Source organism: Peribacillus sp. TH16, assembly GCF_016651095.1.
Lineage (GTDB): Bacteria > Bacillota > Bacilli > Bacillales > DSM-1321 > Peribacillus > Peribacillus butanolivorans.
In genome coordinates, this window is the sequence record NZ_JAEKEM010000002.1 from 1,254,195 (window position 1) to 1,270,219 (window position 16,025).

Here is a 16,025-nt window from a genome sequence, read left to right on the forward strand (position 1 = left end):
TCCAACGCTTATTGTGGTTGATAAATTTCGTCAAATGTACCACCATCATTGAAATGTGTTTCCTGGGCTTTTTTCCACCCGCCGAACTTTTCATCAACAGTCACCATATCAATATTTGCAAACTGATCCTTGTATTTAGCAAGAACCTTCTCATCCCTCGGACGATAGAAGTTCTTTGCTGCAATTTCTTGACCGGCATCTGTATAAAGGTATTCCAGATAGGCCTCAGCTACTTCCTTCGTTCCTTTTTTCTCAACCACTTTATCAACAATAGCTACTGGAGGTTCAGCTAGAATACTAATCGACGGATTCACAATTTCATATTTATCATCACCGAATTCTTCTAGTGTTAAATAAGCTTCATTCTCCCAAGCAATTAGTACGTCACCAATTTCCCTTTCCACAAATGTGGTCGTTGCACCTCGTGCTCCTGAATCCAAAACTTCAACATTTTGATAAAGCTTTTTCATAAAGTCCTTCACTTTGGTTTCATCATTATTAAAACTCTTTTCTGCATAAGCCCATGCAGCCAGGTAATTCCACCTTGCTCCACCACTTGTCTTTGGATTTGGCGTAATTACGGAAACATCCTTTTTGATTAAATCATTCCAATCTTTTATACCTTTCGGATTATCTTTTTTTACTAAAAACACAATAGTTGATGTGTACGGTGTCGAGTTTTCAGGTAAACGTTTTTGCCAATCTTCCGCTAATAAGTTACTAGCTTCATAAATGGCATCAATATCATAAGCCAATGCCAGTGTCACGACATCTGCTTCCAACCCATCAATAACCGCTCTACCTTGTTTACCAGAACCGCCATGAGATTGCTGAATCGTTACATCCTGACCTGACTCTTCTTTCCAATGTTTCACAAACGCATCATTAAATTCTTGATACAGTTCACGCGTCGGATCATATGACACATTCAAAAGCTCCACAGACTTAGAGTTCCCTTCTCCTTCTGTTTTTTCTGAATTACATCCTGCTAGTACTCCAAAGGCTAAAATCAAACTTGAAAATACCATCAACTTTTTCATAAACTTCCCCCGTTTTTCACTTTTTCCAACAAAAAAGACATACTATTTCCTTCAATTAATATATAAGGAGATAGTATGCCTTCAGTTTTCTGATCAGCAAATATTCTGTTTTTATGTATCACTACCATAAAACAAAGTATACCAAGTTGTCAACTATGTTTTTTCTTTTTATCTTTTCCGCGACGCTTATTTAGATTAAAATAATATAGTCTGTATTAATGGAATTATATAACCAATGCAAATGAGCTCAATCTCATTAGATTGAGCTCTTTTGCATTCTTTGTTCTCGCTTATACTAAAAACTCAAGATTTTGATTCTTTCTGATACAACTTATTGTCCACAATATACTGATAACATTGACCAGGCAGTAAATATCTCGGTTCTCCACCCATCGCGAACTCATCTCTTATATATGTCGAACTGATTTCCATGGAGAGACCTTTATCAATAAGGTGAAATGTATTGCCATCATCATAATTTCTCAGCAACGGACTTTTGGAAATGATTTTCAGCATATCTATTCCATCCCGGGCCATGACGATAAATTTATGATTGGCAATCAACTTTTCCCTGAATTTCCAGCGTAAGTGTACCGGTAATTCCTGATTATCAATATCTTCAAGAAGATCGGCACCCATAATGAAATAAACATCATCCTTCGGGTACTGTTGTTTAAAGTATTCCATCGTATACCAAGTATACTGTTTACTCGTCCCAGCCCGTTCATTAATTTCATAATCACTAACTTTGAACAGCTGGTTGTCCTCGATAGCTAGCCCAAGCATATCCCAGCGATGTTCATTACTCGTTTTCATCTGTTTATCAATCCGATTATCGGCGCAAGGTAAAAAAATAACTTTGTCCAACTTAGCACGATGTGCAATGGTAGATGCTGTCCATAAATGGACATTCGTAACTGGATCGAAGGAAGATCCGTAAACTCCAATTTTGCCCATCTCTTATTCCCCCTCGTTTAACCCTTCCTTTTCAGCACAGCCCTGACCGGACTGCCGTCTCCCTCTTCTAACGCAAGCGGCAGTGCTGCCAAATCATACAGTCCCGGCTCCACGCTTTCTAGGACTAGACCTTCCAAGATATGAATACCACAACCTGACAGAGCATGGTGGGCAGGCAATTCTTTGCTGTCGAGATAGTCAACGGAAGGCAAATCAAGTCCAAGCAACTTCACTCCTTTATCAGCAAGATAAGGTGCTAATTCAGGATCAATTGTAGGAATCCATTCAGGAAAACGGCTGAGATCCTTCCACTGTCCTGTTGCCAGTAATAACCGTTCGATGCCTGTAAAGTCGATACCTGTAAAAGCCTCAACTCCAATACTTTTAGTAGCATCTATCTTTACTAAAAGTGCTGGGCCAATATATAAATCCAAATCGAGCTCAATGATTTTTTTTCGTTTTCATCAAAATGGAAAGGAGCATCAATATGTGTTCCTAAATGTGTACTCATCCTAATTTCCCCAACATTGACTGATGATCCCTTTGCTATTGAAGAATTCAGACGATATGAATACGGTGTATCTCCTGGCCAATATGGCGTATTTTCGTTCAGTCGCTGAGAAATATCTCTCCATAGATTCATCTATTTTCCCCTCCAGTCTTGCTTACAGCTTTGTTCGCAGTGTCCAGAGTTCAGGGAAAAATGGCTGGTCGACCACTTTCTTTAGGTAGCTCACTCCCGACGAACCACCTGTGCCCATTCTTTGGCCGATGATTCTTTCTACCGTACTCATATGATGGAATCTCCAAAATTGTTGCTGACTACCAATATCAACAAGCTTTTCGGCCAGCTCATATAAGTCCCAATATTTATGAACATCACGGTAGACCGTCAGCCAGGCACTCTCCACACTGGCATTTATTCGATATGTTTCAGACCAATCCCTTTTCAAAACGGATGCATCAACCGGAAGACCTCTTGCAGCCAAGGCCCCAATCGCAGCATCATAAATACTAGGTTTATTTAAATTAACCATCATCGTTTCATAAAGTTCAGGCTGATGTCGAAAAACGGTCAATATTTGCGTATTCTTTTGGCCCATTGCAAATTCAATCAACCGGTTTTGAAATGATTGAAAGCCAGAAGAGTTTCCGAGTTTCTCACGGAATTCCATATAATCCGATGGCGTCAAGGTCGAGAGAACATTCCACGATTGAACAAGTTGTTGTTGAATCCTTGATACCCTAGATAGCATCTTAAAGGAAGGCTCCAAACGTCCTGCCTTGATATTGTCTGTTGCTGCTGTTAATTCATGAAGAATCAGTTTCATCCATAATTCACTTGTTTGATGAATGATAATAAACAACATCTCATCATGATGACCGGAAAGCAGGTGCTGACTCGATAGAATTTGATTTAAATGTAGATAGTCCCCATAGGACATATCCTTTTCAAAATCAGTAACCATTCCTTCTTCTAAACGATTCTTATCAGTCGGTCCCTTATCCATACTCTCTCTCCCTTTTACGTTCTTTTTATTTTCATCATTAACAAATAAGCGATGCAAAGAAAGATCAGCCAAGGAACACCGAACTGGAGAACGATTTTAAATGGACCAGTGAACCAAGTCGATACCGTCAAAGCAAACAGCAGAAATGCACCTAGTATCGTTAAATATGGAAAGCCATACATTTTCACCGGCAACTTCCGCCCTCCAGATTTTTCCCAATTCCTTCTAAAATACAAATGTGAGATAAACACCATAAACCAGGTGAAAATAGCTCCGAACATCGAAATCCCCATCATGAACGCATATGAAGTATCCGGAAGCAGAACTTTTACACCAGCAGCTAGAAAAATGCCCAGTGTAGAGATGAGTAGGGCACGTAATGGAACACCTTTTCGGCTCACCTTTTGAAATAATGCAGGAGCCTGCTTTTGCTCGGATAATGAAAATATCATTCTTGTAGAAGCATATAACTGGCTATTCATCGCAGATAGAGCGGCTGTTAGCACAATAAAATTCATTATTCCTGATGCTCCTGGAATATTCAAAATTTCCATTACCTTTACAAATGGGCTTTTATCGATTCCAGCAGATTGCCATGGTACAATCATCAACATAAGACCGATTGTCAGTACATAAAAAGTAGCAAGTCTGAAAACAGTTGCCTTTAAAGCTTTGGGCACGGCAATATCGGGGTCTTTTGCTTCTCCCGCTGTCACTGCAATTAATTCCGTCCCTAAAAAGCTGAAGAGAGAAATAAATATTGCAACCCAAAGCCCCCAAAACCCGAATGGCATAAACCCTCCGTCATTGACATAATTCTCTACCCCAATACCACTTGAGGGTTCGGCGCCAATCACCACGTATGCTCCAAGTAAAATAAAAATAACAATAGCGCTAATTTTAATCATTGAAAATACATATTCAAAATTTCCGAATGTATTGACACTCGTTGCATTTACATAGATAAGCAGTGCAGCAAAAAGAAAAATCCACACACTTCCAGCTACATCAGGGAACCAATATTTCATGTACACGGCGATTGCACTCACTTCGACTCCAATAGCAAGGACATTCGCTATCCAATATGAATATCGCACAACAAAGCCTGCAAATGGACTGATATATTTTTCAGCAATCGTTCCAAATGACCCTGATGTTGGATAGGCTATAGTCATTTCTGCCAAACAGCCCATCAATAGGAGGACAATGAATGCACCTGCTGCATAGCTGATTAATACACTTGGGCCTGCGGTCGAAATCGCAAGGCCGCTGCCCAAAAATAAACCGGTACCAATTGCACAACCCATGGCAATCATTGTGATTTGATTTGACGATAACTTACGATGCAACTTATTTTTCTCCATACGGTTCTCCCATCCTAGGCAATGATTCCCCGTTTATTTTCATAGTTTTCATATAACCTTCCGTCCATGATTTTTTTAAGGACCTGTACCGTTTCAAAGACTTCCTGAAAAGAGGTATAAAGAGCAACAGGTGCTAGTCGGATCATATTAGGTTCACGGTAATCGGGTATGATAGCCTCTTTTTTCAATGCTTTACATATTCTTGCCGCTTCCTTATGTTCAAGGATGATATGACCGCCCCTTTTTGATTCATCCCTTGGGCTACCAATTTTAAATCCGTAATCAGTAAGTTCCGAGTCGATTAAATCCATTAGATATTTCGTCAGCCTCAAAGATTTTGACCGAACCTGCTCTATTCCCACTTCTGCAAACATTTCAAGTGAACCTAAAAGAGGGGCCATGCTTAATATATGGGGAGTTCCAATTTGAAAAGCACCTGCAGAATTTGCCTGGGTAAAGGAATGTTCCATATCGAACTGCTTATCCTTCCTCGATCCAAACCAGCCTGCCAATCCCGGCTTCCTGTCAAAATGCTTACGGTTCACATACAACCCAGCTACACAACCTGGCCCACCATTCAAATGCTTATAATTACACCAAAATGCAAAATCCACTTCCCACTTGTCAAACCAATGCGGAACAGCACCTATAGAATGACAGCCATCGAACCCAATAATGATCCCACGTGCATGGGCTTCCTTGGTTAACCTTTCAATATCAAGGATCTGACCGCTCCGATACAAGACCGTCGGCAGTACAATCAAGGCTATTTCCTCGTTCATCGCTGCAATGATGTCATCTTCCTTAAGGAATTTCCCATCTCGGCTTTTCACCTGAACTAAATGTGTCGCAGGATCAAGTCCATGTAATAGCAGCTGGCTTTGGAGCGCATAAATATCACTGGGAAACGTTAGCTCATCCGCCATGATTTTGTTCCTACCAGCTTTCGGTTCAAAAAAAGTTGCCGCAAGCTGATGTAAATTAGCTGTCGTTGACCCGCTCATTATCACTTCATCCCCTGCAGCCCCTACCAATTGGGCACTCAATTCTCCCAATCTCTCAGAAAAGTAAAACCAAGGCTCAGCGCCCTCCGTCCACCCATTTATCCCAAACCTTTTCCAGTCTTCCAATGACCTCATTAAGCTTTTTTCCGCCCGCTTCGATAAAAGTCCCAATGAGTTCCCATCCAAATAAATCATTCCGGGATTCAAATAGAATTCCTCTCTGTATGAAACTAAGGCATCTTGCTGATCCAAAGTTCTCGCATACTCTTTCGTAGACATAAAATTTTTTATATCCATGTTGTCCGTCCTTTCTTCCTATCCACTATATTTCACTTGTAAATCCCTACTCCCTCCCAGGCCAACCTTATCATTCTGTTAGGATCTTTTTCAATATAATCCTTTTTATCAAAAATCATAGTGTAGTGGTTGTTTTCATCATATTTCGGCCAGATTTCCCCTTCTGCGGGATTTGGGTTTCCATATTTCGCAAAGTTAATCCAATGACCTTGAATCCTTTGGGAAACCTTAAGCGCTGCTGTCTTGGATCCATAAGAAGTAATCCGTTTGCCCAATGCCGAGTCGAATGTCTGGAAGGCAAATAGAATTTCCATTCCATGGGTCGCCCCTAATTTGCTTAAACGCAGTGCCGGCGTTTTATAATCAAAACGATACATCCACGTTTTTTCAAAACGACTGTACGCCTCCGCATACCAAACGGAAGGAATATGGAAAGTCGCATCGCGGCCAATGCCAAGCGCCGCTTCCTTTTTAGGGAAGTTCATATAAGCATTCGTAATTCGCTCTTTCGCCTCTGGATCAGTATTTTCGAACATTTTATGAATCATCTCTCCATTAGTTGGGATTAAAGGGGGATCCATTTGTTCAAATAATGTCGCTTCGTCTCTATTTGTTCCTATAAGCAAGGGTATCCCCTTGGCTTTTCCGGACCGAATCGAATCTAGTGGATAATCAGGCAGGAAGTCACCATCAACGACAGGTCCAAAAGATAGGGAACCAGGCATAGCTTGTGAGTTTTCCTGTAAGAGTTGGTAAGAGGCGGCGACAATTTCTTGAACTGGAAGTGTTTTTAATCGATGGATTTCATTCTTGCCAATTCCCAAGATATCCAGGAATTTTTCACTGAATTGTCGTGCAAATGCTTTTCCGTAAACAGATGTTGGAGCAGAACTTTCTGCAATAGCCTGTTTAAAAAGACCTCTCGCTGAAGGTACAGTAAGTAAGGTTGTTACGGCATTTCCTCCAGCTGATTCGCCAAATATCGTAACATTCTCAGGGTCGCCGCCAAAGGCTTCAATATTCTCTTTCACCCATTTCAAAGAAGCCACTTGATCACGTAAGCCTAAGTTGGTTTCAAATGTTTCTCCATCATCTGTCAACTCAGTAAAATCCAAATATCCAAGTGCACCTAACCTATAGTTGATGCTTACTACGACTACGTCTCCATTCTTAGCCAACAAATGTCCATTGTACATATCAATAGATCCAGCTCCCGTTATATATGCCCCACCAGGAATCCATACCATGACCGGGCGCTTCTTATCATCAGCTCTTGGTGACCAAATATTCAGGAACAAGCAATCCTCATCCATTTTTTCATTGCCAGCCATTCCTGTTCTTACAGCCCGATCCATCGGCTGTGGAGGAACGGCACCAAAATCCACTGCATCCAAGACACCGCTCCATTTTTCAACTGGCTCCGGCGAGTGGAAACGCAAAGCATCAATTGGCGCTTTCGCATACCTGACTCCACGCCAAACGCATACATCGTTTTCCATAGTACCTTGAAGATGTCCTTTTGCCGTCGTTACGATTGATCCAATCATACACTCTCACCTCTTCTTATATTTATAGATACTTAAGTTCTTCTTTTTCCATTCCCTTATATCCTTCATCTTTATCGAAAAAAGATTTATAAGGCTATTTCAACCAAAAATAATTCAAATAAATGTTCTACTCATAGTCAACTTCATATTCCGGTGTTCCAATCATCCTTAAGGATTAGAAACGCAATTGTGTGGACATTCCTATTAGTGGGCATACGACCACGAATATTACTCCAGCCAAAATTATTAGTGGACAACCACTGTTCATGGATAAGACTTTTAACCAAATATTATAAACAAGTTAAATCAGTTATCCACTCATATAACGATAGATGAAAATGGACAAATCTATTCAAAATGATGATTCCCCTGATGTGAAATTTATTAAATCAAAACAAAAAAAGACCAATTCAGGTCTTTTTTGTTGATCGAGGCAAAATATTTAGGTGAGCATAGTAATGATGCTTAATAAAGACCCTCCTCGAACGGACAGCTGTTTTGCAGCAAATTTTAATTGCTGATCATCGAGCTGATCCAATAGCGGTTTTAATTCAAGCAGTTCTTTTTCCAGTTCTTTGATATCTGATGATATCTTGTCCACTTTCACGAGCACCTGCCCAGAAACCACAGTGGTTTTTGACCAGACATGTAACCGTTCCTTAATTTCAGTCAATGGCATATTTTGTTCTTTGTACCGATTAATCATTTGAAGACGATTGAGAGCATCTTCTGTATAATATCGATATCTTGACCCATTTTTTTCATAGTTCAGCATTCCTAATTGTGTGTAATAGTCGATGGTTCTCTTCGAAACATTCGCAAGTTCAGCAAGCTGGCCAATCCGATATATATTCACCCAGATAGTCACCTTCTTTTAAAATCTACTGTTAACGTTACTATAACATAACAATCCAAAAAGGTGACTTCGAGGATGAAACTATTAGACTACTTTATCCGAATTAACATACAACTGCTTCTTGGCAAAATAAAGGGCATCTTCCTTCGATTTAAAAAAATGTTGTTTTTCTATTTTATGGTATAATCCAGTGCTGATCAGCAATTCCTTTGGTTGCTGCTGAATTCCAGAAATGATTAATTTCCCCTTATATTTTCCTAAACGATTAACAATAGCCAGAAGTGCAGCCTCTGCAGACGTATCCATATATGTTACCCTCCGCATACTTAATACCAAAACTTTCGTTTTATTATCCAAGTTTGCTAAAATGGATGACTCCAGGACATCAATCGAACCAAAGAATAATGGCCCCTCCAAATTATACACATTGATCTTTGAATCCAAATTATCGCTTGGAACAATTTCATGATGAACTTCATGATTTCTTTCTCTAATTTTTAATGTGTGGCTCATTTTTTTAATAAAGGTGGCAAATGCAATCAATAAGCCAATTCCGACTCCCATGATTAAATCAGTGAAAACAGTAACAAGAAAGGTAACTAGCAAAACGACCGAATCTGCTGTTTTCGTTTTTAAAACATGAGCGAATTCCTTTCTTTCACTCATATTCCATGCAACAAACATCAAAATGGGTGCCATGCTTGCCAAAGGTATATGCGCTGCATATGGAGAAAGTACAAGCAAAACCAACAAAACGACAATTCCGTGAATGATTCCGGACATTGGAGAGACTGCACCACTTTTGATATTGGTAGCCGTCCTGGCAATAGCACCTGTAGCCGGTATCCCCCCAAAGAATGGAGTAGCAATGTTTGCAATCCCTTGTCCAACCAATTCCTTATTACTATCATGTTTGGAACCGCCCATATTATCTGCCACGGTAGCGGATAACAAAGACTCAACGCCTCCTAATAAGGCAATCGTAAAAGAAACGGGAAGAAGTGTGATAATGATTTCCATTGAAAGCTCTGGCACTTTAAATTCAGGAAATCCTCTTGGAATCGCTCCATACGTAGAACCGATTGTAGCAACCTTATTGGGAAATAAATAGTAGGCTGCTATTGTGGAAATGAGTAGACCCAGTAGCGGTCCTGGCACTCGTGGCAGAATCCTCGGTGAAAGCAAGATAACGATAAAACATATAGCCGCAACACTCACACTATAAACATTAATCGTATCTGCTTTAACCACCAGTTCCCTCATGTTGTCCATAAACGTTTCATGTTTTTCCACCCTCATACCGAAGAAGCTGGCGATCTGCCCAGAAAAGATAATTATCGCAATTCCTGTTGTAAACCCAATGATGACAGGGCGGGGAATGAACTTCATCAAATTACCTAATTTAAGAAGTCCCATCACAACTAGTATCAATCCAGCTAAAAATCCCGCAATTAGCAGACTATCATATCCATATTGCATAACAATACCAAATAACAAAGGCACAAAAGCTCCAGTCGGTCCACCAATTTGATACTTGGATCCTCCCAAAATGGAAATGAGGATTCCAGCGATGATCGTAGTATATAACCCGTATATTGGCTCAACTCCTGACGCAATTGCAAAAGCTAATCCCAAAGGAATGGCAACAATACCTACAACCAATCCTGCCGTAACGTCTTTTTGAAAACCTCTCATGTTATATCCTTGGAATCTCGTATCTTTTATCATTCTCTTCATTTTCACATCCTTAGTTGTTTTTAAGATTGAACTTTACAATTATCGGAATATATTCTTGCTTTTTAGAGGAGTTACTCGTTCAAATACGTATAATTGTATACGCTAAGTAAATATATAGAGGGAACGTAACTTCTTCCAACGGACATATTTTCTGTTTACAACAAACATGCGGGGGGCAAATAAAACCGAAGAAATAATCGTCATCTGTATTCTCCTTTGTAAAGTTATTTGACATGGTTATCAACTACGGTTCAACATTATACAGTAAAACGTAGAACTGTACATTACTAGTAAAGTTAACATTTGTTTACATATTTTTACGTTTATATTACAAACTGGGACGATACGTCCAGACTAGTTATTTTGAAGCCGGAAGTAATGACTACTATGCAGGGAATTGGAATGTTCGACTAATTGCCTATTCTTCGGCATATATTAAATTGATTTATCCAATAGAGAGATATTTTCCGTTTGAACGGAATAAGTCTGATTATCTGTAACTCTAGGGATACTGATTGTTGGGTTAATTCACAAAATGAGCTACGGATGCCCGTATCATTTGTTTAGGCAAGTTCAAATGTAGCCGAAATACTATTTTAATTGCCTTCCTCAACATATATCTTATTGGAATGCTCATTTTCCAGGAAAAGGAATCTGAACATTTCAATCCATTGAGACCATCTATGCATAAGTTGCCCATACAAAAACCCGTCCTCAATAAAGAGAGGACGGGTTTAAGGTATTATATATTTCTAATGCTTTTTACACTTACTCTACTACCGGAAGCCAACCTTTTATATTAATCAACTTCTCCCAAAGTGGATCTGGAATGACAAGTTCATCCTGATCTTTCTTGGAAAGAGTCGTACGTATTTCATTTTCTTTTCCTGCCCTGATTTTTTCAATCCAATGCGGTTCCATAAGCAGTTCTCGACCGAGGGCGATAAATGGCACGCCGGTTTCCATAGCTTCTGCTACTTCCTCCGGTGTGTGCAGAGAGCCTACTCCGACTATCGGGATACGATTACCAACCTTTTCATGAATTTTAACGATTCGGGATTTTGTCCTATCACTCTCACGGAATGACCCATTCCAGAAATGACCTACCGATATATGCAGATAATCTAAGTTTTGATTAGCTAGTCTATCGACGAACTGGAGCGTGTCATTCAAAGTGATTCCAGGATTGTTGCCTTCTTCAGGAGAAATGCGGTAGCCGATAATAAATGGCTTTTTCGCATGCTCAGCCACTGTTTTTTCCACTTCGTTTACAAGGGTAAGCGGAAAAATCAATCGTTTTCCTAGAGTTCCTCCCCATTTATCTGTACGACGGTTCGAGTGTGGTGAAAAGAATTGTTGAAGCAAATACGTATTGGCCCCATGAATTTCTACGCCATCAAATCCTGCTTCGATGGCTCTTCTAGCCGCTTCTCCAAATGCCATAATAACGTCCTGAATTTCGTTTTCCGACATTTCCCGTGGTACCGGTGCATCTTGTTTGGAAGCAATCGCACTCGCGGAAACAGGTTGGTTATCAGGTACTAATTCGGGTGGACTTTGCCGACCACCATGATATATTTGTAAAATTGCTTTTGACCCTTTAGCTTGAATCGTCTCAGCCAATTTTCTCAAAGAAGGGATAAATAAATCGTCATCTACACTAAATTGACCTGGAAACCCTTTTCCTCCAGCTATTACATAAGCACAAGCCGTAATCACCGCACCAACACCTGCCGAGCGTTCCGCATAATAAGCCAGTTCATCTTCGGTTATAAAGCCATGATCATCCGAAGAATAAGTTGTCATCGGAGCCATCATGATACGGTTTTTCACTTCTACCCCTGAAGAAAATTTATATGGTTGAAAGATCTTTTCGTATTTTTGATTCATGCCATTCTCCCCTTTTTTTCTTAATGGTGGTGATGCCCGTGAGGTTCTTTCGAAGGATTAGTAATTTCAAAACCTTCTTCCGGAACATAAAAATATTTAATCCATACCCCATCAAGAAATTCCTCACGTGAATCAAGCAAAATATCTATATCTTTATCTGTTTTGACAATTTCGTCATGTTCTGTCGGCGTATCAAGTTTCATCTCATAGTGAGCATGATCACCATGCATATGCGTGATATATACTCGAATCATTTTGCCTTCGGCTTCTTCACTGCTCAACATATTTTGTAAAACTTTTGCTGCATTACGGTTAATTTTGCATTTCATATCCATTCCTCCAACATAAATATTATCTATGTACTAAAATTCTACCCAATTAAAGGATATCTGTAACATCCATTTATACTCTTCTTCCAAGACCGTGTCTATTTAAATGCTTATCAACGGTCAGCAGGAAAAACGATGCCAATTTGCTTTCTTGCTTCATCCATGATTTCTATAGTCAATAGTGAATTCGCGAATGAATTTTTATCCGATTCTATTTTACCCTGATGAATCAATTCAACAAACTCTTTAACTTCATAATACATGGAAGGCATGTCCTGCTTAACCGAAATACTTTCCCTAGAACCATCCCGATAATGGATATCCACTGCTTCGGGTCCGGAAATCTTATTAATGAGAATGCTGCCATGTTCGCCTTGTATTTCGGATGGCTGGTTGGACTCCGTAATTTTCGAATACATTACGACCGCTTCCATTTCGTCATAGGAAAGTAATATGGTTCCCTGTCCATCTGCCCCTGATTCAAGCAATGTTCCTGTTGCCTGAATCTTATTTGGTTTACCGAACAGTACAACAAGTGGGTAAATGACGTAAATCCCTAAATCCATTAATGCGCCGCTTGAAAATTCCGGATTGAACGCATTCAAAACTGTGCCCTTTTTATACGCGTCATAGCGTGATGAATATTGACAATAGCTTCCTGAAAATCGCCGTATGGTACCTATTTTACTAATATTTTTCTCGAAACTTTCAAAGTTAGGCATTACTGTTGATTTCATTGCTTCCATTAATAGCACTTCATTTTTTTGGGCAGCGTCAATCATCTTCTTAACTTCCATTGCATTCGAAGCTAATGGTTTTTCACATAACACATGCTTTTTATTATCTAAAAATAACACTGCCTGCCTGCTGTGATGAGAGTTAGGACTTGCAATATATACAGCATCAATCTCATCGCTTGCGGCCATTTCCTCTAAATTTGTAAATATCGTAGAAACTCCATATTTTCCGGCAAATTCCTTAGCCTTCTCTTCTGTACGTGAATAAACAGCGGTTAAAGAAAACTCCTCCACAAGCTTTGCTGCCTCTAAAAATCGCTCAGTGATCCAGTTTGTTCCTATTACTCCTAAACGTATCAACATCATATCCCCTTTCAAGCTAACTTATTATGTCCTCAATATACAGACAATTCACTAAAAAACAAAGGAAAATGACGACCAACGACGGTTTAAATTGGATTTTTCAGGTAATTTTCCTTTATAATCTTTCTATATTACTACTGCCATGATGTTTCTACATACTACCTATTCGGGAAAGAAAACTAAAAAGGAGCGTGTGAAGTTTATGACAGATTTAATGAAAAATAAAGTCGCAATAATTACGGGTGGCGGATCAGGAATTGGCCGTGGAGCTGCACTAAAGCTAGCTGAAAACGGTGCAAATATTGTCTTTTTTGATCGGACAGTTGAAAATGCCGAAAAGGTGAAGGAAGAAGTAGAATCCCTTGGTAGAGAGGCTTTAATCGTCAAAACCGATGTTTCTAAAGCCGATCAAGTTGAAAAGGCATACCAGGTAGCCTTTGACCATTTCGGGAAAATTGATTTCGTATTCGCCAACGCAGGCATCAACGGTGTGATAGCCCCCATCGAAGACATAAAGCCAGAGGACTGGGATCAAACACATACCATCAACCTAAAGGGCACCTTCCTCACTGTCAAATACGCCATTCCATATATGAAGGAAACAGGTGGCAGCATCGTCATCAACAGCTCCATCAATGGAAACCGATTTTTCAAGAATTTTGGTTTTTCCGCCTACAGCTCATCAAAAGCTGGTCAAGTTGCTTTCGGTAAAATGGCGGCACTCGAATTGGCAAAATATAAAATCCGAGTCAACATCATTTGTCCCGGCTCCATCGATACGAACATTCACGACAACACTTTCCCAGAAGATGAAAACTTAAAAAAAATCAGAATCCCAATTGAATACCCGGAAGGTTCACAGCCCCTTGCAAAAAAAGCCGGCACTACCGAGCAAGCAGGGGACCTTGTCTTGTTCCTAGCTTCAGCTATGTCCTCCCATGTAACAGGCACGGAAGTTTATATTGACGGAGCGGAATCACTGTTATAAGAATTGAAAAAAGCAGCCCTGATTTTTATCAGGAGTACTTTCTAAACAGGGTAAAAAGCTGAAACCCTATAAAAGGGATTCAGCTTTTTATTTTTATTTTTATGCTAATCCCTTTAACCCACGGCGGGCAAGAACTAGATAAGCCAACATGGCGATGGCATGACAACTTACCATCACAATACCCATCGGAAGGGGTGAATCACCTGAACCTAGACCCACTAGGGGAGCCATTAGTGACCCTAATATAAAAGGGAGCAGTCCAATTAAGGCCGAGGCACTGCCTGCTGTTTTTTTCTGATTCTGCATCGATAAAGAAAAACTTGTTGTACCGACAATTCCAACGCTAGAAACGGAGAAGAATAAAGCTATCAAGATTCCTGCTAACCCAATTTCGAGAAGGATAGATGAAAGAAGTAGGATCCCTCCAAATAATGCAAGACATAATCCTATTTGAAGGAGTTTTTCCTCTTTTACCTTACCTGCCAGCCTTCCAGTCACTTGAGAGGCAATAATGATACCCATTCCGTTTGTTGCAAAAATAAGACTGAACGTTTGGGGAGAGACACCAAAGATATTTTGGAGAACAAAAGGCGAACCGGAAATGTACGCAAACATTGCGGCACTTACGAATCCTTGTGAAAAAGCATAGCCCATAAATACACGGTCTTTTAATAAATTCCCAAAAGTTCGGAGTGTATCGGTTACCCCTCCCGCACTTCTATGATTAGGAGATAATGTTTCCTTTACACCGAAAAATGCTGCGGCAACCATAAGCACACTTAATACACAAATGACTATGAAAACTCCCCGCCAAGATGTGAACTGTAACAGCTGACCTCCAAAAACTGGAGCCAAAATCGGCGCAGCTCCATTTACCAGCATTAACATGGAGAAGAATTTTGTCAAATCCGTTCCTGAAAAAAGGTCACGAACAATGGCCCTGGAAATGACAATTCCTCCTGCTCCTGCGATACCTTGAATAAAACGTAATAATAAAAGCAATTCAATGGATGGAGCAAAAGCACATAACAGAGATGAAACGCAATAAATAGATAGTGAAATGATTAACGGTACCCGTCTTCCTTTTGCATCACTTAGTGGTCCTAGATAAATCTGCCCTAACGCCAATCCTAATAAACAGGCAGTCAAACTAAGCTGGGCTAAAGACGTACTGCTGTTTAGATCTTCAGCAAGCGTAGGCAGACCTGGTAAATACATATCAAGTGACAATGGTCCAATCGCTGCAAAGGAACCAAGCATAAGAGCCATCAACAGCCTTTTGGATTTAGTCATTTCGTTACCTGATGAAATTGTTTCTTTCAATTCAATCATTACTACCCCTATCCCTTTTAACAAGTTGTTTTTTCTAAAAAATACGTGATCTTCTTTATTTTACAAAAAATCC

At 39.9% G+C, this 16,025-nt stretch carries 13 protein-coding genes and 1 pseudogene; 1 reads left to right on the plus strand and 13 read right to left on the minus strand.

The features are described 5' to 3' along the window. Positions 1 to 8 precede the first annotated feature (8 nt). The 12 genes and pseudogenes from JFV29_RS06025 to JFV29_RS06080 form a co-directional block, all read right to left on the minus strand. On the minus strand, positions 9 to 1,040 hold the full coding sequence (locus JFV29_RS06025) for a sulfate ABC transporter substrate-binding protein (protein WP_082527752.1): 1,032 nt from the start codon (positions 1,038 to 1,040) through the stop codon (positions 9 to 11). 303 nt (positions 1,041 to 1,343) lie between these two features. Further along, positions 1,344 to 1,997 carry a nicotinate (nicotinamide) nucleotide adenylyltransferase gene (nadD, locus tag JFV29_RS06030; RefSeq protein ID WP_201181751.1) on the minus strand — a complete coding sequence of 218 codons (654 nt, stop codon included), beginning with the start codon at positions 1,995 to 1,997 and terminating at the stop codon, positions 1,344 to 1,346. Between the two features lie 17 nt (positions 1,998 to 2,014). Next, positions 2,015 to 2,640 (minus strand): annotated as a pseudogene (gene kynB, locus JFV29_RS06035) (arylformamidase). Positions 2,641 to 2,662: 22 nt separating this feature from the next. Beyond that, positions 2,663 to 3,508 (minus strand): tryptophan 2,3-dioxygenase, encoded by an 846-nt coding sequence (gene kynA, locus JFV29_RS06040; RefSeq protein WP_201181753.1) that lies wholly within the window; start codon positions 3,506 to 3,508, stop codon positions 2,663 to 2,665. A 14-nt stretch (positions 3,509 to 3,522) separates the two neighbouring features. Further along, positions 3,523 to 4,872 (minus strand): amino acid permease, encoded by a 1,350-nt coding sequence (locus JFV29_RS06045; protein WP_201181755.1) that lies wholly within the window; start codon positions 4,870 to 4,872, stop codon positions 3,523 to 3,525. 14 nt (positions 4,873 to 4,886) lie between these two features. Next, positions 4,887 to 6,173 (minus strand): kynureninase, encoded by a 1,287-nt coding sequence (gene kynU / locus JFV29_RS06050; RefSeq protein WP_242486793.1) that lies wholly within the window; start codon positions 6,171 to 6,173, stop codon positions 4,887 to 4,889. A gap of 32 nt (positions 6,174 to 6,205) precedes the next feature. After that, positions 6,206 to 7,720, minus strand: a complete 1,515-nt coding sequence (locus JFV29_RS06055; protein ID WP_201181757.1) for a carboxylesterase/lipase family protein — start codon at positions 7,718 to 7,720, stop codon at positions 6,206 to 6,208. 442 nt (positions 7,721 to 8,162) lie between these two features. Then, the gene (locus tag JFV29_RS06060; RefSeq protein WP_309558773.1) at positions 8,163 to 8,576 is read right to left on the minus strand and encodes a MerR family transcriptional regulator; all 414 of its coding nucleotides are present in this window, start codon (positions 8,574 to 8,576) and stop codon (positions 8,163 to 8,165) included. 84 nt (positions 8,577 to 8,660) lie between these two features. Next, positions 8,661 to 10,304, minus strand: a complete 1,644-nt coding sequence (locus JFV29_RS06065; RefSeq protein ID WP_201183403.1) for a SulP family inorganic anion transporter — start codon at positions 10,302 to 10,304, stop codon at positions 8,661 to 8,663. Between the two features lie 777 nt (positions 10,305 to 11,081). Further along, positions 11,082 to 12,203 carry an NADH-dependent flavin oxidoreductase gene (locus JFV29_RS06070; RefSeq protein WP_201181759.1) on the minus strand — a complete coding sequence of 374 codons (1,122 nt, stop codon included), beginning with the start codon at positions 12,201 to 12,203 and terminating at the stop codon, positions 11,082 to 11,084. Positions 12,204 to 12,223: 20 nt separating this feature from the next. Further along, positions 12,224 to 12,532 carry a heme biosynthesis protein HemY gene (locus JFV29_RS06075; RefSeq protein ID WP_053345048.1) on the minus strand — a complete coding sequence of 103 codons (309 nt, stop codon included), beginning with the start codon at positions 12,530 to 12,532 and terminating at the stop codon, positions 12,224 to 12,226. Positions 12,533 to 12,645: 113 nt separating this feature from the next. Further along, positions 12,646 to 13,629 carry a Gfo/Idh/MocA family protein gene (locus JFV29_RS06080; protein ID WP_201181761.1) on the minus strand — a complete coding sequence of 328 codons (984 nt, stop codon included), beginning with the start codon at positions 13,627 to 13,629 and terminating at the stop codon, positions 12,646 to 12,648. A 205-nt stretch (positions 13,630 to 13,834) separates the two neighbouring features. Between JFV29_RS06080 and JFV29_RS06085 the strand changes: the two genes are divergently transcribed. Continuing rightward, entirely contained in the window at positions 13,835 to 14,620 is a 786-nt protein-coding gene (locus JFV29_RS06085) for an SDR family oxidoreductase (protein WP_201183405.1), read from the plus strand. A 99-nt stretch (positions 14,621 to 14,719) separates the two neighbouring features. Here the strand turns inward: JFV29_RS06085 and JFV29_RS06090 are convergent, their stop codons facing one another. Further along, positions 14,720 to 15,952 (minus strand): multidrug effflux MFS transporter, encoded by a 1,233-nt coding sequence (locus tag JFV29_RS06090; protein ID WP_201181763.1) that lies wholly within the window; start codon positions 15,950 to 15,952, stop codon positions 14,720 to 14,722. Between the last annotated feature and the right edge of the window lie 73 nt (positions 15,953 to 16,025).